The organism is Paragemmobacter straminiformis (assembly GCF_014243445.1).
GTDB lineage: Bacteria > Pseudomonadota > Alphaproteobacteria > Rhodobacterales > Rhodobacteraceae > Paragemmobacter > Paragemmobacter straminiformis.
Window position 1 is genome coordinate 679,883 of the sequence record NZ_JACLQD010000002.1, and the last position, 23,492, is coordinate 703,374.

Annotated in this window: 24 protein-coding genes and 1 tRNA gene; 12 read left to right on the plus strand and 13 right to left on the minus strand. The window is 65.1% G+C overall.

All coding sequences use genetic code 11. The features are described from left to right. Positions 1-10 precede the first annotated feature (10 nt). Positions 11-1,543: a proton-conducting transporter transmembrane domain-containing protein gene (locus H7F16_RS09095; RefSeq protein WP_185797239.1), complete on the minus strand. Its 1,533-nt coding sequence runs from the start codon at positions 1,541-1,543 to the stop codon at positions 11-13. 99 nt (positions 1,544-1,642) lie between these two features. On the opposite strand from H7F16_RS09095, the gene H7F16_RS09100 reads away from it, so the two are divergent. Continuing rightward, entirely contained in the window at positions 1,643-2,524 is an 882-nt protein-coding gene (locus H7F16_RS09100) for a LysR family transcriptional regulator (RefSeq protein WP_185797240.1), read from the plus strand. Positions 2,525-2,591: 67 nt separating this feature from the next. Next, a tRNA-Glu gene (locus H7F16_RS09105) sits at positions 2,592-2,666 on the plus strand. A gap of 55 nt (positions 2,667-2,721) precedes the next feature. Here H7F16_RS09105 and H7F16_RS09110 read toward each other — a convergent pair. The 5 genes from H7F16_RS09110 to H7F16_RS09130 form a co-directional block, all read right to left on the minus strand. Continuing rightward, a complete protein-coding gene (locus H7F16_RS09110; RefSeq protein WP_185797241.1) occupies positions 2,722-3,243 on the minus strand; it encodes a prolyl-tRNA synthetase associated domain-containing protein in 522 nt (173 codons plus the stop codon). Positions 3,244-3,339: 96 nt separating this feature from the next. Further along, positions 3,340-4,134: an ABC transporter permease gene (locus H7F16_RS09115; protein WP_185797242.1), complete on the minus strand. Its 795-nt coding sequence runs from the start codon at positions 4,132-4,134 to the stop codon at positions 3,340-3,342. Positions 4,135-4,146: 12 nt separating this feature from the next. Beyond that, positions 4,147-5,070: an ABC transporter permease gene (locus tag H7F16_RS09120; protein WP_185797243.1), complete on the minus strand. Its 924-nt coding sequence runs from the start codon at positions 5,068-5,070 to the stop codon at positions 4,147-4,149. A 3-nt stretch (positions 5,071-5,073) separates the two neighbouring features. Then, positions 5,074-6,156, minus strand: a complete 1,083-nt coding sequence (locus H7F16_RS09125; RefSeq protein WP_185797244.1) for an ABC transporter ATP-binding protein — start codon at positions 6,154-6,156, stop codon at positions 5,074-5,076. 117 nt (positions 6,157-6,273) lie between these two features. Next, the gene (locus H7F16_RS09130) at positions 6,274-7,410 is read right to left on the minus strand and encodes an extracellular solute-binding protein (protein WP_185797245.1); all 1,137 of its coding nucleotides are present in this window, start codon (positions 7,408-7,410) and stop codon (positions 6,274-6,276) included. Positions 7,411-7,931: 521 nt separating this feature from the next. Between H7F16_RS09130 and H7F16_RS09135 the strand changes: the two genes are divergently transcribed. After that, on the plus strand, positions 7,932-8,987 hold the full coding sequence (locus H7F16_RS09135; protein ID WP_185797246.1) for a response regulator: 1,056 nt from the start codon (positions 7,932-7,934) through the stop codon (positions 8,985-8,987). 63 nt (positions 8,988-9,050) lie between these two features. Here H7F16_RS09135 and H7F16_RS09140 read toward each other — a convergent pair whose 3' ends face one another. Continuing rightward, positions 9,051-9,638, minus strand: coding sequence for an acyl-homoserine-lactone synthase (locus tag H7F16_RS09140; RefSeq protein WP_185797247.1), 588 nt, complete (start codon positions 9,636-9,638; stop codon positions 9,051-9,053). 574 nt (positions 9,639-10,212) lie between these two features. Between H7F16_RS09140 and H7F16_RS09145 the strand changes: the two genes are divergently transcribed. From H7F16_RS09145 to H7F16_RS09155, 3 genes are read left to right on the plus strand one after another with little or no spacing between them, the layout of a single operon-like run. Further along, positions 10,213-10,620, plus strand: a complete 408-nt coding sequence (locus tag H7F16_RS09145) for a hypothetical protein (protein WP_185797248.1) — start codon at positions 10,213-10,215, stop codon at positions 10,618-10,620. A gap of 25 nt (positions 10,621-10,645) precedes the next feature. Further along, complete coding sequence (locus H7F16_RS09150; protein WP_185797249.1) at positions 10,646-12,064, plus strand: sensor histidine kinase; 1,419 nt, start codon at positions 10,646-10,648, stop codon at positions 12,062-12,064. 27 nt (positions 12,065-12,091) lie between these two features. Continuing rightward, the gene (locus tag H7F16_RS09155) at positions 12,092-12,421 is read left to right on the plus strand and encodes an Hpt domain-containing protein (RefSeq protein WP_185797250.1); all 330 of its coding nucleotides are present in this window, start codon (positions 12,092-12,094) and stop codon (positions 12,419-12,421) included. Here the strand turns inward: H7F16_RS09155 and H7F16_RS09160 are convergent. After that, positions 12,418-12,813, minus strand: coding sequence for a response regulator (locus tag H7F16_RS09160; protein WP_185797251.1), 396 nt, complete (start codon positions 12,811-12,813; stop codon positions 12,418-12,420). The genes H7F16_RS09155 and H7F16_RS09160 overlap by 4 nt on opposite strands. Positions 12,814-12,977: 164 nt before the next feature. Here H7F16_RS09160 and H7F16_RS09165 point away from each other — a divergent pair, with 164 nt between their 5' ends. The 5 genes from H7F16_RS09165 to H7F16_RS09185 all read left to right on the plus strand — a co-directional run bounded on the left by H7F16_RS09165 (position 12,978) and on the right by H7F16_RS09185 (position 19,046). Continuing rightward, positions 12,978-13,838 (plus strand): DMT family transporter, encoded by an 861-nt coding sequence (locus tag H7F16_RS09165; protein ID WP_185797252.1) that lies wholly within the window; start codon positions 12,978-12,980, stop codon positions 13,836-13,838. A 152-nt stretch (positions 13,839-13,990) separates the two neighbouring features. Continuing rightward, complete coding sequence (locus tag H7F16_RS09170) at positions 13,991-15,241, plus strand: sarcosine oxidase subunit beta family protein (RefSeq protein WP_185797253.1); 1,251 nt, start codon at positions 13,991-13,993, stop codon at positions 15,239-15,241. A gap of 10 nt (positions 15,242-15,251) precedes the next feature. After that, positions 15,252-15,551 carry a sarcosine oxidase subunit delta gene (locus H7F16_RS09175; protein ID WP_185797254.1) on the plus strand — a complete coding sequence of 100 codons (300 nt, stop codon included), beginning with the start codon at positions 15,252-15,254 and terminating at the stop codon, positions 15,549-15,551. Next, positions 15,548-18,493 carry a sarcosine oxidase subunit alpha family protein gene (locus tag H7F16_RS09180; protein WP_185797255.1) on the plus strand — a complete coding sequence of 982 codons (2,946 nt, stop codon included), beginning with the start codon at positions 15,548-15,550 and terminating at the stop codon, positions 18,491-18,493. The genes H7F16_RS09175 and H7F16_RS09180 overlap by 4 nt, the downstream gene beginning before the upstream one ends. Further along, positions 18,486-19,046, plus strand: coding sequence for a sarcosine oxidase subunit gamma (locus tag H7F16_RS09185; protein WP_185797256.1), 561 nt, complete (start codon positions 18,486-18,488; stop codon positions 19,044-19,046). Before H7F16_RS09180 ends, H7F16_RS09185 begins: the two co-directional genes overlap by 8 nt. A 91-nt stretch (positions 19,047-19,137) precedes the next feature. Here H7F16_RS09185 and H7F16_RS09190 read toward each other — a convergent pair whose 3' ends face one another. Then, positions 19,138-20,148, minus strand: coding sequence for a GlxA family transcriptional regulator (locus H7F16_RS09190; RefSeq protein WP_185797257.1), 1,011 nt, complete (start codon positions 20,146-20,148; stop codon positions 19,138-19,140). Between the two features lie 74 nt (positions 20,149-20,222). Between H7F16_RS09190 and H7F16_RS09195 the strand changes: the two genes are divergently transcribed. Next, positions 20,223-20,879, plus strand: a complete 657-nt coding sequence (locus tag H7F16_RS09195) for a helix-turn-helix domain-containing protein (RefSeq protein WP_185797258.1) — start codon at positions 20,223-20,225, stop codon at positions 20,877-20,879. Here the strand turns inward: H7F16_RS09195 and H7F16_RS09200 are convergent. Genes H7F16_RS09200 through H7F16_RS09215 form a run of 4 tightly spaced genes read right to left on the minus strand, consistent with a single transcriptional unit; the run spans position 20,870 to position 23,483 of the window. After that, the gene (locus tag H7F16_RS09200; RefSeq protein ID WP_185797259.1) at positions 20,870-21,139 is read right to left on the minus strand and encodes a hypothetical protein; all 270 of its coding nucleotides are present in this window, start codon (positions 21,137-21,139) and stop codon (positions 20,870-20,872) included. The two genes, H7F16_RS09195 and H7F16_RS09200, sit on opposite strands and share 10 nt — an antisense overlap. Continuing rightward, positions 21,136-21,813, minus strand: coding sequence for a hypothetical protein (locus tag H7F16_RS09205; RefSeq protein WP_185797260.1), 678 nt, complete (start codon positions 21,811-21,813; stop codon positions 21,136-21,138). The genes H7F16_RS09200 and H7F16_RS09205 overlap by 4 nt, the downstream gene beginning before the upstream one ends. Before the next feature lie 58 nt (positions 21,814-21,871). Further along, positions 21,872-23,311: an APC family permease gene (locus H7F16_RS09210; protein WP_241741348.1), complete on the minus strand. Its 1,440-nt coding sequence runs from the start codon at positions 23,309-23,311 to the stop codon at positions 21,872-21,874. Between the two features lie 10 nt (positions 23,312-23,321). Next, positions 23,322-23,483 (minus strand): hypothetical protein, encoded by a 162-nt coding sequence (locus H7F16_RS09215; protein WP_185797261.1) that lies wholly within the window; start codon positions 23,481-23,483, stop codon positions 23,322-23,324. Positions 23,484-23,492 lie beyond the last annotated feature (9 nt).

A 23,492-nucleotide genomic window follows, 5' to 3' on the forward strand; every position in this document is an offset into this window, starting at 1 on the left:
TCCAAGGGGATCACCGTGCGAAGCCGCCGGTCAGGCGGTCGAACAGGGCGTTGGCGTAAAGGCCGTTGGCAAGGTGGACGCGCAAGCCACGCGCGGCGGGGTGTTGCGACCAGAGCGGGAACATCGCCTGCGCCAGCGCCACGGCGCCGAAACTGGCCAGCGCAAGCAGGATCAGCGCCCATTCCAGCGGCCCGGGGGCGGGCGTGGCAGGCAGGGTGCCACGGGTCAGCGCCTCGGCCCCGATTTGCAGGGCGAAGTAGCTGACGGCCGACAGACCCGAGGCAAGGAGGACCCGCCACATCAGCGCGCGGGGCGCGGCATCGGCCAGACCTTGGGCGATCAGATAGGCGACACCGAAGATCAGCATCGCGCCAAGTGCGAGGGCCTGCGGCGACTTGCCGTCGATGCCGAAGGCAAGGGCGACCGTTGCATAGACCGCCAGCGCCAGCGCAAAGGCGCGGAACACGGCGCGGGCCGAAGGGATCGCCACGGGGCCGGGGCGGCGGTTCGCCCGCACCTCGGCCACGGCATTGCCCGAGGCGAGGAAGGCATGCGCCTTGTAAAGCGAATGGGCGACGATGTGCAGCAGCGCCAGCGGGAACAGCGCCAAGCCGCATTGCAGGATCATAAAGCCCATCTGCGCCACGGTCGACCATGCCAGCGCGGTCTTGACGGCGGGCTGGGTGAGCATCACAAGCCCCGCGACAAGCGCCGAGAAGCCGCCCACCGCAACCAGCACCGCCAGAACTCCGGGTGCCGACAGCATGACATCGGCCATGCGGATCAAGAGGAAACCGCCTGCATTGACAACCCCGGCATGAAGCAGGGCCGAGACGGGGGTGGGTGTCTCCATCATCTCGACCAGCCAGCCGTTGAGCGGGAAGAGCGCCGATTTCAGCATGGCGGCGATGGCCAGAAGGGCGGCGGCAAGCATGGCCCAGGGGCCGGCGGCGGTGGCGTTCAGCGTGGCGATATCGCCCGTGCCGAAGGCCGCAACCAGCGTGACCGAGGCCGCGATCACGGCGGCGTCGCCCATGCGGGCGGTGATCGCCTTTTTGCGGGCGGCGCGGCGGGCCTGGATCCGGTCGGGGTAGAACAGCAAGAGTTTGTGCAGCCCGAGCGCCACGCCGACCCATGCCGCGACCAGTTGGCCAAGGTTTCCGGCCGTGACCAGCAGCATGACGGCAGCAAGGACCAGCGCCATCCAGCCGGTAAAGGCCCCCTGCCGCGCCTCGCCGTCAAGATAGGTGGCCGAATAGCGCAGCACGACCCAACCGATGAAGGCCACCAGCAAGAGCATCGTCACGCTGACCGCATCGAGCCGGACCGAAAGGCCAACCCCCGACAGGCCGAGCAGCGGCGAGGTGCCGGCGCCTTGGGTGGCAAGCAGAAGGGCAGCGGCTATGGCCACGACAATGGCGAAAAGTGCCGTGATTTCAGCAACAAGCAGGCTGCGGCGCGGGCGAAGCGCGGGGCCGGCAAAGGCGAAAGCCGCAGCAAGGGCGAGCGAGAGGGGAGCAAGGTAGACGAGCAGGATCGGCATGGCGGTCTCCGACTTTCCAGGACGACCGACCAGTTAGCAGCGCGAAGGTCCAATAAAAAATACATTGTTACGAGGTTATCATTCTATTAAAACGAACATATGGAACTGAACTACAACCATCTGCGCTATTTCAGGGCCGTCGCACTCGAGGGGAATCTGACCCGGGCAGCGGCGCATCTGAACCTGTCGCAATCGGCTTTGTCCGTGCAGATCAAGGCGCTGGAGGACCGGTTGGGCCATCCGCTGTTCGACCGGATCGGGCGGCGGCTCGAGTTGACCGAGGCGGGGCGGATCGCGCTGGATCATGCCGAGACGATCTTCAAGACGGGTGACGAGCTGATGGCGGTGTTGCGCCAGTCGGGGCGGGCGCGCAGTGCCATCAGGGTGGGTGCGCTGGCCACGCTGTCGCGGAACTTCCAGCTTGCGTTCCTGCGGCCTTTGCTGGGGCGGGCGGATGTGGAAATCGTGTTGCGTTCCGCGGGGATGGCGGAACTTCTTCGCGGGCTCGAGGGGCTTGCGCTGGATGTGGTGCTGAGCAACGAATCCGTGCCGCGGGATGCGGCGACGCCGTTTCTGTCGCGGCGGATCGCGGGGCAGCCCGTCAGCCTGATCGGCAGGCCCGAGCGGCAGCGGGCGGGGGATGACCTTGGCATCCTGCTGGCGCGGGAGCCGCTGATTCTGCCCACGGCGGAAAGCGGCCTGCGGGCGGCCTTTGACGGTCTGGCCTCGACCTTCGATGTGGTGCCGCAGATCGCGGCCGAGGTGGATGACATTGCAATGATGCGACTTTTGGCGCGCGAGGGGGTCGGACTGGCCCTGTTGCCGCCCATCGCGGTCACCGACGAGCTGGCAGCGGGAACGCTGGTCGAACATGCGCGGCTTGAGGGGGTGGTCGAGAGTTTCTACGCCATTACCCTGACCCGGCGCTTTCCCAACCCCTTGGTCGCCGAGTTGCTGCGCGGGGATCGTGCGGCGGGTTAAGGGAATTTTTCGCTTTCCCCCTTGCACCGCTTTTGCGGTCGGGCTATCTGCCCGTCACCGACAGCGTGGCCCGTTCGTCTATCGGTTAGGACACCTGGTTTTCAACCAGGTAAGAGGGGTTCGACTCCCCTACGGGCTGCCACTTTTCCCCTTGCACACCAGACAGATACGGCGCGTTCCTTACGCGCCTTGCTGTCCTATACCTCGAGCCATTCGGGGGTGCAGCCGATGGCGGTGAACCAGCGGATCAGGTCGGCGGGGGCCATTGCCAAGGTGCGGTCGTTCACGAGCGGGTGGACATGCACAACCGATGCACGGGCGAATGCGGCGTCGATAACCAGTCGTACACCTGTCTTGACGCCGTTCACCATCGCCAAGGGCGAGACGGCGCCGGGACGGATGCCGAGATTTTCCATCAGCCGCTCTTCCGAGCCGAAGGACAGGCCGGGCGCGCCGAGGCGTTCGCCGAGCAGCTTGAGGTCGATGTCGCGGTCCTGTTCCAGCGTGACCAGAAGGTTCCGCTTCTTGCGGTCGCGCAGGTAGAGGTTCTTCACATGCAGGCCCGCCCCCATCATGCCCTGCACCTCTTTGCTGTCGGTCACGGTGCGCAAGGGAACGTGGTCATAGCGGCGGTAGGGAATGCCGAGGGCATCCATCTGCGCCAGCAGCGCATCGGAGGTGGTGGGCAGACTGTCCTGAAAGGCGGATGAGGCGTCCATGGGCGGCTCCGGTTGGTGCGGGTGCCAGAGACACCAGCGGCGGGGCGGGTGCAAGGCCCGCAGCAAAAGGCCCGCCACGGGGGCGGGCCTTGGGCTTCATTCGCCGTAGATCCGTTCGAGCCTGCGGCGGCGGAGTTCGTAAAGGACCGCCCCCGCCAGCGTGACGGTGATCATGATCAGGGCCAGCGCGTTGATCGTGGGGGTAATGCCGGTGCGGACCTTGGAGAAAACATAGACCGTCAGCGTATCGGCATTGCCACGGGTGAAGAGTGTGACGTTGAAGTTCTCGATCGACTGGAAGAAGGCGATGGCGGCCCCTGCCCCGATGGCCGGATAGAGATGGGGCAGCAGGATGCGGCGCAGCACCATGCCGTGGCCCGCGCCAAGATCGAGCGCCGCCTCTTCCAGTGCGACGTCAAAGCTTTGCAGCCGGGCGAGGACCAGCAGCATCACGAAAGCCGCGATATAGCTGACCTGACCGAAGACCGACAGGTGCAGGCCCGCGGGCACGGAAAACTGGTTCCAGAACAGCAGGGTCGAAATCCCGATGACCGCGCCGGGGGCAAGGATCGGGGCGACCATCACGCCGTAAAGCACGGTGCGGACGCGACCGGTGATCGAGTTGATCAGGATCGCCGCCGCCGTGCCGATGGGAACGGCCAGCACCACCACGGCCACCGCGACCAGCACCGTATTGCGGAAGGCGACCCACATGCGGCCGTCGGCGGCCAGTTCGGTGAACCATTGGGTGGTGAAGCCGCGCCACGGCAGGATCGAGGGGAAGCGGCTGTCGTTGAAGGCCGCGCCCCCCATGACGACCAAGGGCGCCAGAAGGTAGAAGAGGAACAGCGCCATATAGAGGTGGAACAGGTAGTTGCGTGTCTTGTGCATGGTCCTGCCCCCTTATTTCGCGATGTCGGAGAGTTTGACGCGGAAAACCCGCATCACGAGGCTGACGAACACCGTGCAGAGGACCAGCAGGATGAAGGCATAGGCCGACCCCGTGTTCCAGTCGGCGGCTTCGAACATCCATTGCTGGATGACCTGGGTGAACCAGTTCGATTCGGTCGAGCCGAGCAGGACAGGCACCAGAAGCGAACCTGCCGAGAGCATGAACACCATCACGGCACCCGAGGCGATGCCCGGTTTGGCGTGCGGCAGGATCACCCGCCAATGCGTGCGCCACCACGGGCTGCCAAGGTCTTCGGCCGCTTCGATCTGGTTGGTGTCGAGCGACTGGATGGCGTTGTAGATCGGGAAGAGCATGAACAGCACATAGGTGTAGACAAGGCCGATGATGATCGACCGGTAGCCCGCGATCCAGCGGATCGGCGCCTCGATGATGCCGAGGCCGAGAAGCGAGAAGTTGAGCGGTCCCTTGAGCGACAGGATGATGAACCACGCGAAGGAGCGCAGCACCTCGGACACCCAGAGGGGGACGAAGAGAAGAAGAAAGAGCGTGGGCAGCGATTTCGGCTGCACGATCTTTGCAAGGTAATAGGCCAAGGGATAGGCCAGCGCGAAGGACAGGACCGTCACGAAGGCGGAATAGCCCACTGTCAGCAGGAAGGATTTCACATGCACGGGCAGCGTGACGGTCAGGCCGAAGACTTCGGTCGGTGACGAGCCTGTGAGGATCTTGGCGTAATTGTCGAAAGAGTAGGTGTCGAGCGGGCCGCCCATGTCGACGCGGGGCAGATAGGGGCGGAACGAGTTTTCCAGCAGGTAGAAGTTGGGCAGCACGATCAGGACGAGCAGCCAGAAGGCCGTGAGCAGCACGAAGGCGCCTGTCAGACCCGTGCCGTAGCGGCGCAGAAGGTCTTGCATGGATCAGGCCTCCGCCGCGGTTTCGTCGGGAAGGATGGCGGCGCGGGCGGCATCGAACGAGATGTGCAGCTTTGCGCCGGGGGCCGGGGTGTTGCCCAGACCGTCGTTGCGGAGTTCGGCCACGAGGTTGGTGCCGTTTTCCGAAAGCGCGTGGACCGAGATGAAGTTCCCCTCGAAGGCGACGTCGGTCACGGTGACGGGGACCGAGTTTTCGGCCTGCGCCTCGGCGGTGAAGCGCATGTGTTCGGGGCGGACGTAAAGCTTGACCGCGCCGCCGGTGTTCGGGGCCATGCGGGCGCGGAAGCTGCCCAGCGGGGTGTCATAGCTGGCAAAGCCCTGCCCCACGGCGCCGACCGATCCGGCGAGGATGTTGTTCTCGCCCACGAAGGAGGCGACGAAACCGTTGGCGGGGTTGTCGTAGATGTCGCGCGGGTTGGCGACCTGTTGCAGGCGGCCATGACTCATCACGCCGACGCGGTCGGACATGGCGAGCGCCTCGCCCTGATCGTGGGTGATGTAGATGAAGGTGACGCCCGTGCGCTTCTGGATGGCGCGCAATTCGGCGCGCATGTGCTGGCGCAGCTTGAGGTCGAGCGCGGAGAGCGGTTCGTCAAGCAGCATCACGGCGGGTTCGACGGCAAGCGCGCGGGCGATGGCGACGCGCTGTTTCTGGCCGCCGGAAAGCTGGCTGACCATCTTGTCGCCCGCGCCGGGCAGGTCGACTAGGCGCAGCAGTTCGTCGGCGCGGGCGCGGCGCTTTGCCTTGTCGATGCCGCGCACCTCGAGCCCGAAGGCGATGTTGTCGGCGACGGACATCAGCGGGAACAGGGCGAGGTTCTGGAAGATCAGCGCGGTGGGGCGCTGGTTGGGGCGCTGGCCGCGCATGTCCTTGCCGCCGATTCGGACGACGCCCGAGGAAGGTTCGGTGAAGCCCGAGATCATGCGCAGGATCGTGGTCTTGCCGCAGCCCGACGGCCCGAGAAAGGAAAAGAATTCGCCCGGCTGGATGGCGACGTTCACATGGTCGACGGCGCGGAACGAGCCGAAGTCACAGCACACGTCGTCAAGATCGATCCCTGCACTCATGATGGTGCAAACTCCCCTGAATATCCGGTTTTATGGCCCGCTCTGACGGCAGTGCCTTGATGGAAAAAGACGGCCCGCCGGAGTTTCCCCCGGCGAGCCGCCGTTGCGTCGAGGCGATCAGGCGCTCTTGAACTTGTCGGCGTATTCGCCGCGCTTGGCGATGAACCACGCCTCTTGCGCGGGCCACCACCACAGTTTCGACAGGGCGTCATCGTTGAAGGCCGAGGTGTAGTAGGCCGCGACTGCCGGGTCGAGAAGGTCGACGGCGCCCTTGCCGACGGGGTTGGCCGAGAAGGCGGTGGCCCAGGCGGCCGATCCTTCGGGTTCGGAAACCCACTTGGCGAAGGCATGGGCCTGTTCGACGTTGGCGGCGTTCTTCATCAGAACGAAGCCCTGGTTCCAGGCGAAGGCACCCTCTTTCGGCGGCACGTAGCCGTAGTTGCCCTGCTTGCCGAGGTTGTAGCCGGTCGAGTCCCAGCACAGGCCCACGGCCCCGCCGTTGACGAGGAAGCCGGCCTGCGCCTCGTTCTCGCCGGTCCACCACTGGACGAAGTTCGACTTGACCTTGATGGCTTCGGCGAGGGCGATATCCCACAGCTCGACCATCGTGGCTTCGTCCTTGTAGCCGTCGAGCCACGGCTTGGGCAGCTTGCCCTCGGCGTCGAGCCAGCGGCCCATCGCGGCGAGGGTCGAGTGCGGACGGCCCACGACCTTGCCGGTGTTGGCCGGGTTGAACAGGTCGCCCAGCGAGGCGGTGCCGTATTCCAGCGGCAGCACGTCCTTGTCGAACACGAGGGCTTCGGTGCCCCAGACCGAGAGGACGATCATGCGCTGGCCGTCGACGGTGGCCATTTCGCCCATCGCGCCATCGGCGAGACCGGGCAGGTAGTTGTCGACGTTCAGCTTGGTCATGTCCCAGCCCTGGACAAGGCCGTTCGAGGCCCATGCGCCGACGCGGTCGACGGTGGGTTCGATGACGTCGACGCCGCCGGCTTCGAGCGCCAGCTTGGCGGCGGTCATCATGTCATCCTGACCGGGCTGTTCGGTGAAGTTGATCTTGATGCCGGTCGCGGCTTCGAATTTCGGGAAAACGGTTTCGGCCAGCGCCGGATAGCCGGCCCAGCCCATGAAGTTCAGCTCGCCCGAGGAGGCCAGAGCCTTGCTCGAGATGATCGACGGCGCGGCCATCGCGCCGAGTCCGAGGGCCGTGCCTTTGAGGACCGTGCGACGGTCGAGGTTCGATTTCAGTGTCATGTTAGCTCCCCTGATTTTGCCACGCCCTGATGGGGGCGCTGCCAAGCGTCTTTGTTGTCATCCGCTTTGGTGGAACATTCGTGACACGAAAAGCGGATAGGTCAACATTGTTTTCGATGCCAGATCGCCGCAACCGCGGGGCGCACAGGGATTTGAAGGGATTCGCGGGGTTCTGCCGCCGTTTCGGGCAGATGCTCTACCCAGAGGCGAAAGCGCCGCGCCCGCCAAGACTTGCGACAGGATCGGGGGCCACGAAACGGTGGGCCGATCCTGACGAAGGGAGGGCAAAAACCGGCCATTGTGCAAAGTTAACGAATAATGCGGCACCGGAGGTCCGATTGTGGAGCGAGGGGCGACGCACGGCCCGAATCTGGCCCCATACCGGACTAAAATTGCCCGCAAATGCCCTACAGAACGTATCACAGACAGGTGCGCGTTCCGCTTGCCACGCGAATCCCGCCTGTAGTGCCGTACCGAGTGCGATGGATCTGGGGAAGCTTCGCAACAATTGGGGCGGCTGCATGCGTATTCTGGCTGTGGACGACGACGAAACCATCCTTGACCTTCTGGCCGAGTCGCTGCGGGTCAGCGGGCATGGCAGCATGACCAAGGCCTCGTCCGGACGGAAGGCGCTGGACATCATCGCCAATGCGACCGAGCCTTTCGATTGCGTGCTGCTGGACATCCAGATGCCCGGAATCGACGGAATCACGCTGTGCGCCACCATCCGCTCGATTCCGGCCTATGCGCGCTCGCCCATCCTGATGCTGACGGCGATGTCGCAGCGGGACTATATCGAACGCGCGTTTCAGGCGGGGGCGACCGATTACATCACCAAGCCTTTCGACTTTCTGGAGCTGGGCACGCGGCTTTCGGTCGCGCGGCGGCTGGTCGAGGAGCAATGCCTTGTCGCCGAAAGCAAGGCGACGATCGAAGGGCTGAAGCGCACGATCAAGACCGCGCCACGGCTGAAGCTGCCCGATCCGGTCGAGATTTCCGGGCTTGAGCGGATGATCGGATACATTGCCTTTGAAAACTTCGTGCTGTCGCTCGGGCGGGGGAAGATGTTCACCTCGTCGGTGACGGCGTTCCAGTTGCAAGAGGTGAACACGCTGTTCGAGCGGTCGCGTCCGACGGATTTCGTGGCGCGGCTGGGACTGGTGGCCGAGGCCCTGTCGGGGGCGACCGCGGCGGATGCGGCGATCCTGTCCTATCGCGGCAACGGAACCTTTTTGATGCTGTCGCAAGGGCGCACGGCACAGACGCCGGAAGAGCTGGAAGAGACGGTGAACGCGCAGCTTCCCGATCTGACCGATCAGGGCATGGTCTTGCGGCTGGCGGCGGGGCAGCGGCATTCGCTGGGGGCCTTTACCCGCTACGGCGCGATTCAGGCCGTGCATCGGGCGGTGGTTTCGGCCGGAGATGCCGCCGGACTGAAGCGGGCCGAAAAGGCGCTGAACACGCCCTCGACCGTGCGGCGGCTGTTCCACCGGTCGTCGGTCGAGCCGGACCGCAACCCCTATGAGGCAATGTTGCGCGACGTGCTGACCGAGGAAGTCGCCTATCTGCGGCACTGACCGGACACAGGCGTAAGGCACGGGCAGCAAAAGGCAGGCTGCGCCCCGTCAGGGGGCGGGCCGCTAGTGCAGACCGCGCGCCAGTTTCATCATCGCGACCTGAACCGACATGCCGTCGATCATCAGCACCGGACCTGCGGGTTCGGCGTCGAGATGCAGGCGCGAGATCCAGCGCGGCCATACCGAAGGCACAAGGCCGAGCATGGTCTGCGCGCCGAGTTCGCGCGCGGCGCGGATCATTTCATACATGAGGTCGGTCTGGACCTTGGTGCGCAGATGCGCCGGAACGCGCTGCGAGACGAAAACGCGGCTGCCTTCCCAGATGGTCGGATCGACGGGTGCCTCGAAGTCGAGAAGGTTCGAGGGGATCGAGTCGAGCATGCCGCGCTGGGCGTCGCGGATCATGTAGGTGTACATGCCGACGCGGGCGGTGGTGGGTGTGAGGCGGACACCGGCCAGAACCTCGCCGCCCTCGTGGACGGCGATCCAGCGGCTGGCGGGGGTATCGTACTGGTCGAACTCCATCCCTTCGGCCTGCGGCAGATTCCAGTTGTGGCGCAGGATGAAGCATTCGCGACGCGCCTTGAGCAGGTTCACGAAGAGATCACCGTGATGGTGCATGTTCTGGAAAGACAGGGTGGTTGTCAGCATTGTTCTGCTCGCATGTGCGGTTCGGCAACGCGCCCGGGATAGGGCATGCGCCATTGGTCAGTGCACAGGCAGCGCGCAATGTAGGCAAACCCCCAACCGCCGGTGAAACCGGCGTTTTCCGTCCCCCCCGACGGTACATTCAGCATAGTTCGTCCTGCCTCGGTCTTGTATTTTTTTAATCTTTGTTAACAACGCGAAGATGAACCAAACCGTTCGAAAATCCAGAAACTTTCTCGGCGCGGCGCCGGAATTGCGGCGTAACTGTGGCAAATGCGCACGGAAGGAAGGTGCCGATACAAGATATTGTAGGCAGGGCAGACACTTGCACCGCTGATGGCGCGGCGGGTTGCGCCTGAAATTCCGGCACCACGGGTCGCAACTGCGGCCGGCCGCTGGGGGGATGGCGGCGGATCGGGACAGGCTTTGCCAAAAGGATGCCCCACGCCCGCCGCACTTGGCAGCAAATCACCGCGGGCGGGCCACAGATCAGCCCAAGTGGAGCGGCATTAAGACAGGTGAACAGAGTCGCAGTCCCGGTTTCGCCGGGAGGGTGGCCAGCCTGAAGGACGAGCCGATGACCTATTTCATGACCTTCCGCGCCCGTGGCGAAGTGGCCGAGATGCTGCTTCTGTCGGGAGAGGAGCCGCGTCTGCTGGTCGATCTGTCGGTCGAGCCGGTGTTCGACGACACGGGCAAGCGCCGCCATACACCGAGGGCGAGCTTTACCGTCACCGACCCCGAGCTGATCCGGCGCTTCCTTGCCGAGATGGCGGTGGGCGACGTGTTCGAGGCCGAGGGCAGCTTTGCGCAGGGCGATTACCTGCCGCACCGGACCACCTATATCGACACGACCTTCACGCTGCTGGGCTACCGGCGGCTGTCGCGTCCGGCGCGGACGGGTCAGGTTGCGGCCGAGCCGGCTTTGCCCTCGGTCGAGATGCCGTCGGTTCTGCGGGCGGCCAGCACTGCGCTGCTGCACTGAAGGCAAGGCCGGGGGGCGAGGCCAGATGAGTTTGATGTCCGAGTCGGATATGACGGCAGCCCGCAGCGCCCGGATGGCGCTGGGGTTGTGGATGCGCCGCGTGGGGCGGCAGAAGCTGCGCTTCGAAAGCGGCGCGACCCGGCTGGAAAAACAGGTGCGCGACTATTCGGGCGGCGGGCTTGCGCTGTTCTGGAAACGGCAGGGCATCTATGCCGGCGCGGCCTTTCTGACGAGCTGCTACTACAGCTGGCAGATCTCGGTCATGTGCTACCTGTTCATCCAGGCGGCAGAGACCTTTGAAAACTCGCTCGCCCTGCGCATCCGGTCGTGGAAGGGCGGCAGCCTGCGCGAGGCGCGGCACTATCGCAACCTGCTGGTGGTCAGTTCGATCTTCTCGTCGGTGACGATCTGCGTCTTCATCTCGCTGGTGGCGCGGATGGAGGGGGTGGGCAACCACTTCATGCCGCTGTTCTTCCTGTTCTCGGCCGGGCTGTTCGCGGCGATCAACAACCACCAGATCCCGCAGATCCTGTTTCTGCGGCTGGCGATGTATGTGGTCATCTTTCTTTCCATCCCGATCAAGGATCTGTGGGTGGTCTGGCCGCCGCTGTCCTCGGTGCTGTGGTTGCAGCTTTTCACCTGCCTGTTCGTGCTGTTCTTCGTGGTGGAATGCGCGATCATCTATCTGGGGCTCTATCGCAGCGGTCTGGACCAGCTTGACCAGCTGCGCCTTGAGCGTGACCGCGTGCAGGCCGCCTACGAGGTGAAATCGCAGTTCGTTTCGGTGGTGAGCCACGAGTTGCGCACGCCGCTTACGTCTATCAACGGGGCGCTGGGGCTGCTCAGGACCGGGGCCTATGCCAACGATCCGGAAAAGGCGCGCAGCATCCTAGAGGTGGCGCACAAGAATTCGATGCGGCTTTCGGCGCTGATCAACGATCTGCTCGACCTTCAGAAGCTTGAGGCGGGACATATGTCCTATGCCTTCGAGCAGGTCGATCTGTCGTCGCTGGTCGAGGATTCGATCGAGGGCATCGCGGGCTTTGCCCAGACCTATGGCGTGTCGCTGCGCTTTGACGCGCCCGAGGCCGTGGCGCTGGTGAGCGCGGATCGCGCGCGCATCCAGCAGGTGATGGACAACCTGTTGTCGAACGCGGTCAAATTCTCGCATCGGGGCGGGCATGTCGATGTGACGGTCGAGGTGACCGACGAGGGCGTGCGCGCCCATGTGCGCGACCACGGCACCGGCATTCCCGAAGGCGCGCGCGAGAAGGTGTTCGGCAAGTTCACCCAAGTCGACAGTTCCGACCGCCGCGCGCATGGCGGCACGGGGCTTGGGCTGGCCATCGCGCAAGAGATCATGCAGGCCCACGGCGGCGGCATCGACTACGAGAGCGAAGTCGGGCGCGGCACGAAATTCACCATCACATTTCCCCCAAGCTGATTTCCGGACACGAGAACAGAGATGCATATGACCAGTCTTTCCGCAGAAGCCCTTGCCCCTATCCGCCAGAGGTTCATCGATGCACTTCGCGACCGCGAGGCCCGGATGCGCGCGGCCCTGACACAGGCGCCGCTGCATCAGCCGGACCGCCTGCTTGACGACATCCACAAGATCAGGGGCGTGGCCCCGATGCTGGGCATGGCCGGTCTGGGCGCGCTTGCCGCCGAGGCCGAGGACCGTCTGGAACCCTGGGTTTCGGCCGCCATCGCGGCAGCCCCGCAGGACATGCACATTCCCGAGGAGGTGCGCGACTGTTTGCAGGCGCTGCATGCCGAAATCACGGCCACGCTGGGCTAGGCGCCCTGCCCTTTCGCCGCGAGCCAGAGCTTGTTGACCTGCGCCGGAAGGCTGACCGGATCGAAGGGTTTCGGGATCACGCCCACCACGCCGAGGGATTTCAGCTCGTCGGGTGGCACGTCGAGAACCTTGGCGGTCATGAAGGCCGCCGGCACATCGGCCAGACCGGGCAAGCCGCGCAGCGCCCGCAGCGTGGCAAGCCCGTTCATCCCCGGCATCATATAGTCGAGGATCATCATGTCGGGGCCGAAATCAGCCGCCTTTTCAACCGCTTCCGCGCCGGACGCGCATTGCATGAGATCGTAGCCGCCCAGATCGACCAGCACCATCCGTGCGATCATCAGGATGTCTTCGTCATCCTCGACATGGAGAAGTTTTGCAGGGCTTTGCATCGAAGAAGCGTCCTTTTCCGCGCCGGGGGCGCGCATAGCCCGTCTGACGAAAGAGTGTTCCACGTTCACTGGAGTTAATCAAGTTTTACAAGCGGCGGCAACGCGCGCGGGTTGCCCGGGGGGCAAAAGCCGGTATCACTTGGCCCCAAAGAGAGAGGCCGAAGATGGAAGCGCTGTTTCTGGGATTGCTCGCGGCCCTGTTGTGGGGGCTGCACGATTTCACCGTGCGGGTGGTCGGCGGGCGGGTCGAGCCGCTGGTGCTGCTGCTCGGGGTTTTGCTGTCGGGCGCGGTGGTTCTTGCACCGGTTGCGGCGGGCGGCGACTGGGTGGCGCTGGACGCGCGGGCATGGGGTTTGGCGGTGCTGGCGGGGGTGACCTATACGGGGGCGGCCTATGGGCTTTACCGCGCCTTCGGCATCGGGCCGGTCTATCTTGTCGCGCCGATCTGCGGCGCCTTTCCGATGATTTCGGTGGCGCTGGAAGGGGCGCGGGGCAATCCGGCGGGGATGGTGGCGTGGGTCGGGGCGCTGGTCGTCCTTGGGGGAATCGCGCTGGTCGCGCGCAGTTCCGAAGAGGGGGCGGCGGGGGGCGGACGGGCCGAGGCCATCGGCTGGGCCGTGCTGGCCTGTCTGGGGTTTTCCTTTACCTTCGCGCTGTCGCAATGGGCGTCGGAAGGCGGGGGGCATTTGCCGGTGGCGCTGGTCGCGCGGGTTTCGGCCGCCGCGCTGGTCGTGGTGCTGATCGCGGTTTTCCGGCCCGAGGTCGCGCCGACGCTGCGGGCGTGGAAGCCGATGCTGCTGATGGGGCTTCTGGATGTCGGGGCGCTGACCTCGGTCACGCTGGCGGGGGGGATGCGCAATGCGGAATATGCCTCGGTCGCGGCGTCGATCTTCGGGATGGTGACGATCCTGTTGGCGTGGCGCTTTCTGGGCGAGCGGTTGGGGCCGGTGCAATGGCTGGGCTGCGGGCTGGTCTTTGCGGGGATCGTGGCACTGGGGCTGACCGGCCACGGCGGGCATGGCTGAGCGGTGATCGCGGATATGTGTGGCATGCCGCGGCGGGGCATGGCTGAAACGGAAGCGGCCATGTCGGAAACGGATGGTATGGCGGAAACAGCGTTGCGCCATATTGGCAGGCAATGACGCGCCACAGGGCGCTTGGGCAAGCAGGTTCCAAGATGCGATATTCCGGCTTCCGCGTGATCCGCGAGGCGTTGACCGGCCACAAGGGCTGGGGTCCGGCATGGCGGGACGCCACGCCGCAGGCGAGCTATGATTACATCATCGTCGGCGGTGGCGGGCACGGGCTTGCGACGGCCTATTATCTGGCCAAAGAGTTCAAACAGGCGCGGATCGCGCTGGTGGAAAAGGGCTGGATCGGCGGCGGGAACGTGGGGCGGAACACCACGATCATCCGGTCGAACTATCTGCTCGACGGGAACGAGCCCTTCTACGAATTCTCGCTGAAGCTGTGGGAGGGGTTGGAGCAGGACTTCAACTACAATGCGATGGTCAGCCAGCGCGGGATCATCAACCTGTATCACACCGATGCGCAGCGCGATGCCTATACCCGTCGCGGCAATGCGATGATCCTGCACGGGGCGGATGCGGAACTGCTGAACCGCGATCAGGTGCGGGCGATGTATCCTTTCCTGAACTTCGACAATGCGCGTTTCCCGATCAAGGGGGCCTTGATGCAGCGCCGTGGCGGGACCGTGCGGCATGACGCGGTGGCATGGGGCTATGCGCGCGGCGCCAGCGACCGCGGAGTCGACATCATCCAGAATTGCGAGGTGACGGGCTTCCGCCGCGAGGGCGGGCGCGTCACGGGGATCGAGACCTCGCGCGGGTTCATCGGGGCAAAGAAGATCGGCGTCGCGGTCGCGGGGTCTTCGTCGAAGGTGATGGCGGCGGCGGATATGCGCCTGCCGATGGAAAGCCATGTGTTGCAGGCCTTTGTGTCGGAAGGGTTGAAGCCGGTGATCGACGGCGTCATGACCTATGGCGCGGGGCATTTCTATGTGAGCCAGTCGGACAAGGGCGGTCTGGTTTTTGGCGGCGACATCGACGGCTACAATTCATACGCCCAACGCGGCAACATGCCCGTGGTCGAGGATGTGGCCGAAGGCGGCATGAGCCTGATGCCGATGATCGGGCGGGCGCGCCTGCTGCGGTCATGGGGCGGGATCATGGACATGTCGATGGACGGCAGCCCGATCATCGACAAGACGGATATCGAGGGTCTCTATTTCAACGGTGGCTGGTGTTATGGCGGGTTCAAGGCGACGCCTGCTTCGGGCTGGTGCTTTGCGCATCTGCTGGCCACGGGCAACCCGCATCCCACCGCGACGGCCTATCGCTTCGACCGCTTCCGCAAGGGGTTGATGATCGACGAAAAGGGCCAGGGCGCCCAGCCGAACCTGCATTGAGGGCCAAGACATGATCATCAACCACCCGCTGCTTGGCCCGCGCGACGCGCAGGAATTCACCTATCTCGGCGATGCCACGCTGATCGACCGGCCTGACGGGCTGTCATTTCCCTCGGCCGATGCGGCGATGGATGCGATGCACGACTATCTTTATCAGCGCAGCAATCCTGCGGGGGAACATCGCGAATTGTGGTTCCACGAACAGGGTGACCGGTCGTGGCTGGTGGTGACGCGCAACACCGTCACGCATGAGATCCTGAAGGTCGAACTCGCCCGCGATGTGGCACGCATGAGGGGGCGCAGCAAATGACGCAGAAGAACCGCATCACGGGCGGCCAGATCGACCGCAGCCGGACGCTGTCGTTCCGCTTCGACGGCAAGAGCTATCAGGGCCACCCCGGCGATACGCTCGCCTCGGCGCTGCTTGCCAATGGCGTGCGGCTGATGGGGCGCAGCTTCAAATACCACCGCCCGCGCGGCCCGCTTTCGGCGGGGTCGGAAGAGCCGAATGCCATCGTGCAACTGCGCGAGGGGGCGCGGCAGGAGCCGAACACCCGCGCCACGGTGGCCGAGCTGTTCGACGGGCTGACCGCCACGAGCCAGAACCGCTTCCCCTCGCTTTCCTTCGACATGATGGGGGTCAACGACCTGCTGTCGCCCTTTTTCGCGGCGGGGTTCTATTACAAGACCTTCATGTGGCCCGCGAAGTTCTGGGAAAGCATCTACGAGCCGATCATCCGCCGCGCCGCGGGGCTTGGCGCTCTGTCAAGGCAGGACGACCCCGACGCCTATGACAAAGGGTTCCTGCATTGCGATCTTCTGGTCATCGGCGCCGGTCCTGCGGGGCTTGCCGCCGCCCTGACGGCAGGCCGCGCGGGTGCCCGCGTCATCGTGACGGACGAGGATTTCCGCATGGGCGGGCGGCTGAATGCCGAAACCCATGCCTTGGGCGAGGCGAGCGGTGCCGATTGGGCCGCGGGCGTGGTGGCCGAGCTTGCCAGCCTGCCCAATGTGCGGCTGATGCCGCGCACCACCACGCTGGGGGCGATGGACCACGGCATCTATTCGGCGGTCGAACGCGTGAGCGACCATCTGCCCGTTCCGGCAGCGGGAAAGCCGCGCCAGATCCTGTGGCGCATCTATTCGCGCCGCGCGCTTCTGACGGCGGGTGCCATCGAACGCCCCATCGCATTCGAGAACAACGACCGCCCCGGCATCATGCTGGCCGGTGCGCTGCGCGCCTATGCCAACCGCTGGGGCGTGGCGGTGGGCGAGCGTGTCGCCGTCTTCACCAACAACGATGACGGGCTGCGCACCGCGACCGACCTTGCCGCCAAGGGCATCGACGTGGCCGCCGTGATCGACACACGCACGGGCGGGCCGCTTTTGCCCGGCATCCGCCACCTGCAAGGGGCCGAGGTGACCGGCAGCGCAGGGCGGCTTGGCCTGTCCGCAATCAGCATCCGCCATGCCAATGGCAAGGTGGAAAGCCTGCCCGTGACGGCGCTTGGCGTGTCGGGCGGGTGGAACCCCAACCTCAACATCGCCAGCCACCACCGTGGACGGCCGGTGTGGCAGGACGCCATCGCGGCTTTCGTGCCGCCCAAGGACGGGCCTGCGGGACTGTCGGCGGCGGGGGCTGCGGCGGGCCTTTTCTCGACCCATGCGGCGCTGCAATCGGGGGCAGGCGCTGCGGTCGCGGCGCTGGATGATCTGGGGGTGAAGGCCACCCTGCCCGACCTGCCCCGCGCCGAGGATGCGCCCGTTGCCATCGCGCCCAAGTGGTATGTGCAGGGCAAGGGCCGCGCCTGGGTGGACCAGCAGAACGACGTCACTGTCAAGGATGTGAAGCTGGCGCATCAGGAAAACTTCGTCTCGGTCGAACACCTGAAACGCTACACCACGCTGGGCATGGCAACCGATCAGGGCAAGACGGGCAATATCCTCGGCCTTGCGGTCATGGCCGAACTGACGGGACGCACGATCCCCGAAACGGGCACGACGATCTATCGCCCGCCCTATACGCCCGTGGCGATGGGCGCGTTGGGCGGCCGTTCGCGCGGGCATGAATTCAAGCCCACCCGCCTGACACCCAGCCACAAATGGGCCAACGAACAGGGCGCTGTTTTCGTCGAGGTGGGCATGTGGCTGCGCGCCCAGTGGTTCCCCAAGGCGGGCGAGACGACATGGCGGCAATCGGTCGACCGCGAGGTTCTGGCCACCCGCGCCTCGGTCGGGATCTGCGATGTCACGACGCTTGGCAAGATCGACATCCAGGGCACCGATGCGGGGGCCTTCCTTGACAAGGTCTATGCCAACACCTTCTCCACGCTCGGGGTCGGCAAGGTGCGTTACGGGCTGATGCTGCGCGAGGACGGGATCGTCATGGATGACGGCACCACCGCGCGGATGGGCCAGAACGAATGGGTGATGACAACGACCACGGCCAATGCCGTGCCGGTGTTCCGCCATCTGGAATATGTGCGCCAGTGCCTTTGCCCCGACATGGATGTGCAGCTGATTTCCACCACCGAGGCCTGGGCGCAATATTCGGTTGCCGGACCCAATGCGCGCAAGCTGCTGGAAAAGCTGGTGGATCAGGATATTTCCGACGCGGCCTTCCCCTATATGGCCTGCGGCGCGATCACCGTAAAAGGTGTGCGCGCGCGGCTGTTCCGCATCTCGTTCTCGGGCGAGCTGGCCTATGAGATCGCGGTTCCCACGCGCTATGGCGATGCGATGATCCGCGCGCTGATGGAGGCGGGGCGCGAATTCGACGCGGTGGCCTATGGCACGGAATCGCTGGGTGTCATGCGGGTCGAAAAGGGCCATGTGGCCGGCAACGAGCTGAACGGCCAGACCACGGCGCTGAACATGGGCCTTGGCAAGATGGTGTCGAAGAAGAAGGACGCCATCGGCATGGTGCTGTCGCAGCGCGAGGGGCTGGTGGCTGAAGGCGGGCTTCGCATCGTGGGCGTCAAGCCTGTCGATCCGGCGCAGCCGCTGACGGCGGGCAGCCATTTCCTCGAACCGGGGGCGGCGGCGGTGGCGGCCAATGACCTTGGCTGGCTCACCTCGGTCGTCTATTCGCCCCATGTCGGATCGTCGATCGCGCTCGGCTATCTCAAGAACGGCGAGGCGCGGAAGGGCCAGCGCCTGCGCGCGGTGAACCTGCTTGCCAAGACCGAGGTAGAGGTCGAGATCGTCTCGGCCCATTTCGTCGACCCCGAAGGAGTGCGTCTGCGTGGCTGACCTTTCGCTCAAACCGATCACCCCGCTCGGGAATGACCTGCCCGTCCGCATCAGCATCGGCCCCGTCACGATTTCCGAAGTGGTGGACACGGCCCTCGCCTCGCTCGCGCAGCGCATGGGGCAGGACATCACGGCAGCCGCCAAGGGCGCGGGCATCCCGCTTCCGCCTGCGGGGCGCTGGGAACAGGGCGCGACCTGTGCCGCCTTCTGGCTGTCGCCCGAGATGTGGATGATCGAGGCCCCCTTTGCCAGCCACGAGGATATCGTGGCGCATCTGAAGCCCGTCTTCGGCGAGGCGGCAAGCATCACCGAACAGACCGACGCCTGGGCGCGGTTCGATGTGACGGGCGCCTCGCTGCCCCGCCTGTTCGAACTGCTGTGCAATTACGACATCGCGCGGCATGGCGCGGGGTCGGCCAGCCGGACGATGATGGAACATCTCGGCTGCTATGTGGTGATCCGCGCTGCGGACCACATCTCGGTGCTGGGGCCGCGCTCGTCGGCGCAAAGCCTGTTCCATGCGCTGGAGACGGCGGCGCATTCGGTCTTTTGACCTTCAGCCTTGCCGAAATACTCTCGGGGGGTAAGGCGCGGCAGCGCCGAGGGGGGCAGACAGCCCCCCTAAGAATTTTCGCCGAAAATTCTTATTCCGAGGGCGGCAGGGCCCCGCCCAGCCCGCGCATTCCGACCAGACGGCGGCGTTCATCGGCGGGGTAGACGCCGAAGGCCTCGGCGTAGTGGCGCGTCATCGGGGTGGACGAGGCATAGCCCACCGAAAGCGCGATCTGGGTGATGCTCTGGGTGGAGTAAAGCACCTTCTGCCGCGCCTTCTTCAGGCGCATCAGGCGGTAATATTGCAGCGGGCTTTGCCCTGTCGCCAGTTTGAACACCCGTTCCAGATGCCGTTCCGACATGCCCACGGCTTCGGCCACATCGGCGATGCGGACGGGGTCTTCGATATGGTCGGAGAACACCTGCACCGCCAGCCGCACCGGTTCGGGCAGCATGTCGTCGGTGCCGCCGATCTTTTGCGCCGGCACTTTCTGCGTCGTGTCGTCCGAGCGGACAAAGGGATGCTGGAACCAGCAGGCCACCTCGGTCATGGTTTCGCGGCCGAGCTTTTCCTCGATCAGGTGCAGCATCATGTCGAACACCGCCCCCGCCCCCGAGGCCGTGGCGCGGCGGCGTTCGCGCAGGATCACGGCCTGGCTTGCCTCGACATTGGGGAATTCGGCGCGGAAGGCGGCCTCGTAGCACCAGTGGACCGAAACCGAGCGCCCGGTCATCACGCCCGACCGCACGAGCGGAAAGACGCCGCCCGAAAAGCCGCCCAAGGTCACGCCGCAGCGGTCCATCCAGCGGATCTGTGCCATCGAGGCGCGGGGCTTGGCGAAATGCGATTGCGGCATGGACAGCAGGAACAGGCAGTCGAGGCCCGAGGCATCGGCCAGCGCCATGTCGGGGTCGAAGCGGACCTCGGCGCTGGACTGGACGGGGGATTTCTCCTCGCCCACCAGTTTCCAGCCAAAGACCTTGCGGCCGGTGATTTCATTGGCCGCGCGCAGGGGTTCGATGGCCGATGTCAGGCAGGCCATCGGAAAGCCCGGAAAGAGCAGAAACCCCAGAACCATCTCGGCGTTCGATCCGTTGGCCATCGAATCTATCCCTTCTTTCCCCGTGGTGAATAAATTGGTAATCCTATTGGTGGAACGCAACGAAGAAACGGCACATGGAAGATTTCGACGACACATCCCTGCCCCGTTCGAAGCCCGCATTCGACCAGGACCCGCACCGCGTGCGGGAATTGTCGGAACGGAACCTTGAGCTTGCCATCGGCCGATCGGTGCGCGCCTTTCGCCGCCAGCAGGGAATGACGGTGGCCGATCTGGCCGCGGTCACGGGGCTTTCGATCGGGATGCTGTCGAAGATCGAGAACGGCATCACCTCGCCCTCGCTGACGACGCTGCAAATCCTGAGCCATGCCTTTTCCACGCCGATCACCAGTTTCTTCCGCGGGTTCGAGGAACGACGCGAGGTGCAGCATGTGAAGGCGGGCGAGCATCTCGAGATCGAGCGGCGCGGAACGCGGGCGGGGCACCAGTACCATCTGCTCGGCCATATCGGGTCGAACAATTCGGGGGTGGTGGTCGAGCCCTATCTGATCACGCTGACGGCGGATTCGGATGTGTTCCCGACCTTCCAGCACGATGGGATCGAGTTGCTTTTCATGCTCGAGGGCGAGGTTCAATACCGGCATGGCGACAAGCTGTTCCATCTGGAACCGGGCGACAGCCTGCTGTTCGATGCCGATGCGCAGCACGGGCCCGAGGTGTTGCTGAAGCTGCCGGCGCGGTATCTGTCGATCATCTCCTATCCTCAGGCCTGACCACGGCGGGCGATTTCGTAGCGCAGGCGGGCAAGGCGGTAGGCGTCGAAAAGCGAGAGGGCGTAGATGAACAGCCCTCCGGCGTAGCGGCCGATGACCGAGACATCGGGGGCGGCCGTCTTGGCGGTGATCGCGCCCAGAAGCAGCATGAAGAACAGAAAGACGAGGCCGCGCCTGGGCTGGCCGTTGGCGACCTGCCCCATTCCGGGAAGGATGAACGCCAGGGCGGCGACGGCATAGGGGTGCATCGGGGCTTTCATGCGACCTGTCTTTCGGGGGCTGGGGCGTGCAGGGCCGCGCGCAGGCCGGCCAGCGCGTCAAGCGCGCGGGACAGGGCCGCGGGGTTCACGGGGGTTTGGCCAAGGTCGGTTTCGCGCAGGATCAGGTAGGTCTTGCGGTCGGCCTCTTCCAGCAGGAGCGTCAGGCGCAGGCCCTTGGGCGAGAGGATGATTTCCTTGAGCGTGTCGCCCCAGAGGGTGACGAGCGGTTGCAGCAGCGGGGCCAGCGCCAGGGCGACCGGGTCGTCGCTGCGCAGGGCGGCATCGGCGGGGAAGCCTGCGGGCAGGTCATGCTGGTTGGGCAGGCTGCGGAAGCGGGTAAAGCCCTCGGCCCCGGTGGGGCGCAGCATCAGATGCAGGGTAAAGGCGACGGGCATGGATTGAGGCAGCGACACGAGCAGCCAGAGTGCGGGCAGTTTGCGCACCGCCAGCGCATCGGGGACAATCTGGATGTCATAGGAGAGGCCGTCGCGGGTGCCTGCCATGCGGGGAAAACCGAAAGCATCGCAGCGCAGGCGCGTATCGGCAAAAAGCCTGCGGCACGGGTCGAGCAGGGCCGCGCGGCGGGCAAGCACCCTGCCCTGTCTGCGCCGCGACAAAAGCAGCACCGCCCCGAGCAGGGCGGCAAAGGCGGCAAGGACGAAGGCTTCGGCCATGATGGTCGGCTTTCGGGAAAGGTCCGGCCCGCCGTTTCGGGCGGGCCGGAGGGGTGGTTCAGTAGCCGCGCGGTTTCGGCCAAGGCATGGTGAACTGGTCGGCGCGCTTGACGAAACGGTAGCGCCAGAAGTGGAACCAGAGCGACACCACGATGTAGAAGCTGACCATCGCGATGAGCTGCGTGCCATAGCCGAGGAACACGGCGAAGTAGGTCAGCGAGCAGAGGGCCAGCAGCACCAGCGCCGGGATCGGGTGGAACGGATGCACATAGCCGCGCTTGATCGTGTCGAGCGGCCATTTGCGGCGGAACAGGATGATGTTGATCGGCATGAAAGTATAGCCGAGCAGGCCGGACAGGATCGAGAAGGTGATCACCTGATCGAGCGGTGCGCCCAGTGCGAAGATCAGCGCGATGGGCACGAGGAAGATGATCGACCGGTACGGGGTGCGATAGGTCGGATGCACGGCCCCGAACCATTGCGGCAGGTAGTGGTCGCGCCCCATCGAGAACCACGCCCGCGAGGCATCGTTGATGCAGCCGTTGGCCGAGGCCAGCGTGGCAAAGAGCGTCCCGAAGCCGAGGATGATGACCAGCGCGTTCGATCCGGTCATCTGCGCCGCCGAGAAGAGCGGAGCCACGGCGCCGTTCACACCGTCACCCAGATATTCCCACGGCAGGAAGCCCACGCAGATGTACCATGTCAGCGTGGCGGCGATGAGCAGGGTCATGATCCCCGCCAAGGTGCCGAAGGGCAGCGAGCGGGCGGGCGAGCGCACCTCTTCGGCGGCCTGTGTCGTGCCTTCGATGCCGAGGTAGAACCAGAGGCCGAAGTGCATGGCCGCAAGCACGCCGAGCCAGCCATAGGGCAGTGCCGCCTGACCGGACATCAGTTCGGCATGGGCAAGGGGGCTGTCCGCGCTCCACGGGGCCGAGGCCACGAAGAGGACGAGGATGGCGCAGAAGGCAAAGGCGGTGATGACAAGGTTGAAGGTCAGCGTTGCCAGCACCCCGCGGTAGTTGAGCCATGCCAGAAAGACGATGGAGAGGATGATGAAGGGGCGCTGGTCGAGCGCCTGTGTCGCCCCCGTCATGTCGGCGGCGACCGAGATCAGGTAGCCCAGCGTGATGGCATTGCCCGCTTCGAGCATGGTGTAGGCGAAGACGAGGTAAAGCCCCACGTTGAAGGCCATGAGGGGGCCAACGATATGCTTGGCCTGCGTGTATTGCCCGCCTGCCGCGGCGACGGTCGATGTCACCTCGGAGTCGATCATGGCGACGCAGGAGTAGAGGATGCCCGCAAACCAGCAGGCGATCAGCGCGGCATAGGCCCCGCCTTTGCCGACGGCGAAGTTCCAGCCCATGTATTCGCCCACGAGGACGATGCCCACGCCGAGCGCCCAGACATGGGCAGGCCCGAGAACGCGGGCGAGCCCGACCTTGGTTCCATGCGAGGCGATGCCGTCCATGGATTTGGATGTGATGTCGAAATCTGCCATGATGCGCCCCTCAGATCCTGTGTTCTTCGGTCATGGCCTCGATCTCGCCTTCGCGGGACGAGGTCAGGACCTCTTCGGAATAGGTCGTGTCGGTGCGATACCAGTCGTAGATCATATGCAGCGCGAAGAGCGCCGACAGCGCCCAGGCGCCGTATTCGATCAGTGTCCACATGTCCCTGCC

What these genes read in the sequence shown, in the direction of transcription:
- H7F16_RS09095 (WP_185797239.1), bottom strand. Translation starts at nt 1,543, where the DNA reads ATGCCGATCCTGCTCGTCTACCTTGCTCCCCTCTCGCTCGCCCTTGCT.
- H7F16_RS09100 (WP_185797240.1), top strand. Translation starts at nt 1,643, where the DNA reads ATGGAACTGAACTACAACCATCTGCGCTATTTCAGGGCCGTCGCACTC.
- H7F16_RS09110 (WP_185797241.1), bottom strand. Translation starts at nt 3,243, where the DNA reads ATGGACGCCTCATCCGCCTTTCAGGACAGTCTGCCCACCACCTCCGAT.
- H7F16_RS09115 (WP_185797242.1), bottom strand. Translation starts at nt 4,134, where the DNA reads ATGCACAAGACACGCAACTACCTGTTCCACCTCTATATGGCGCTGTTC.
- H7F16_RS09120 (WP_185797243.1), bottom strand. Translation starts at nt 5,070, where the DNA reads ATGCAAGACCTTCTGCGCCGCTACGGCACGGGTCTGACAGGCGCCTTC.
- H7F16_RS09125 (WP_185797244.1), bottom strand. Translation starts at nt 6,156, where the DNA reads ATGAGTGCAGGGATCGATCTTGACGACGTGTGCTGTGACTTCGGCTCG.
- H7F16_RS09130 (WP_185797245.1), bottom strand. Translation starts at nt 7,410, where the DNA reads ATGACACTGAAATCGAACCTCGACCGTCGCACGGTCCTCAAAGGCACG.
- H7F16_RS09135 (WP_185797246.1), top strand. Translation starts at nt 7,932, where the DNA reads ATGCGTATTCTGGCTGTGGACGACGACGAAACCATCCTTGACCTTCTG.
- H7F16_RS09140 (WP_185797247.1), bottom strand. Translation starts at nt 9,638, where the DNA reads ATGCTGACAACCACCCTGTCTTTCCAGAACATGCACCATCACGGTGAT.
- H7F16_RS09145 (WP_185797248.1), top strand. Translation starts at nt 10,213, where the DNA reads ATGACCTATTTCATGACCTTCCGCGCCCGTGGCGAAGTGGCCGAGATG.
- H7F16_RS09150 (WP_185797249.1), top strand. Translation starts at nt 10,646, where the DNA reads ATGAGTTTGATGTCCGAGTCGGATATGACGGCAGCCCGCAGCGCCCGG.
- H7F16_RS09155 (WP_185797250.1), top strand. Translation starts at nt 12,092, where the DNA reads ATGACCAGTCTTTCCGCAGAAGCCCTTGCCCCTATCCGCCAGAGGTTC.
- H7F16_RS09160 (WP_185797251.1), bottom strand. Translation starts at nt 12,813, where the DNA reads ATGCAAAGCCCTGCAAAACTTCTCCATGTCGAGGATGACGAAGACATC.
- H7F16_RS09165 (WP_185797252.1), top strand. Translation starts at nt 12,978, where the DNA reads ATGGAAGCGCTGTTTCTGGGATTGCTCGCGGCCCTGTTGTGGGGGCTG.
- H7F16_RS09170 (WP_185797253.1), top strand. Translation starts at nt 13,991, where the DNA reads ATGCGATATTCCGGCTTCCGCGTGATCCGCGAGGCGTTGACCGGCCAC.
- H7F16_RS09175 (WP_185797254.1), top strand. Translation starts at nt 15,252, where the DNA reads ATGATCATCAACCACCCGCTGCTTGGCCCGCGCGACGCGCAGGAATTC.
- H7F16_RS09180 (WP_185797255.1), top strand. Translation starts at nt 15,548, where the DNA reads ATGACGCAGAAGAACCGCATCACGGGCGGCCAGATCGACCGCAGCCGG.
- H7F16_RS09190 (WP_185797257.1), bottom strand. Translation starts at nt 20,148, where the DNA reads ATGGCCAACGGATCGAACGCCGAGATGGTTCTGGGGTTTCTGCTCTTT.
- H7F16_RS09195 (WP_185797258.1), top strand. Translation starts at nt 20,223, where the DNA reads ATGGAAGATTTCGACGACACATCCCTGCCCCGTTCGAAGCCCGCATTC.
- H7F16_RS09200 (WP_185797259.1), bottom strand. Translation starts at nt 21,139, where the DNA reads ATGAAAGCCCCGATGCACCCCTATGCCGTCGCCGCCCTGGCGTTCATC.
- H7F16_RS09205 (WP_185797260.1), bottom strand. Translation starts at nt 21,813, where the DNA reads ATGGCCGAAGCCTTCGTCCTTGCCGCCTTTGCCGCCCTGCTCGGGGCG.
- H7F16_RS09210 (WP_241741348.1), bottom strand. Translation starts at nt 23,311, where the DNA reads ATGGCAGATTTCGACATCACATCCAAATCCATGGACGGCATCGCCTCG.
- H7F16_RS09215 (WP_185797261.1), bottom strand. Translation starts at nt 23,483, where the DNA reads ATGTGGACACTGATCGAATACGGCGCCTGGGCGCTGTCGGCGCTCTTC.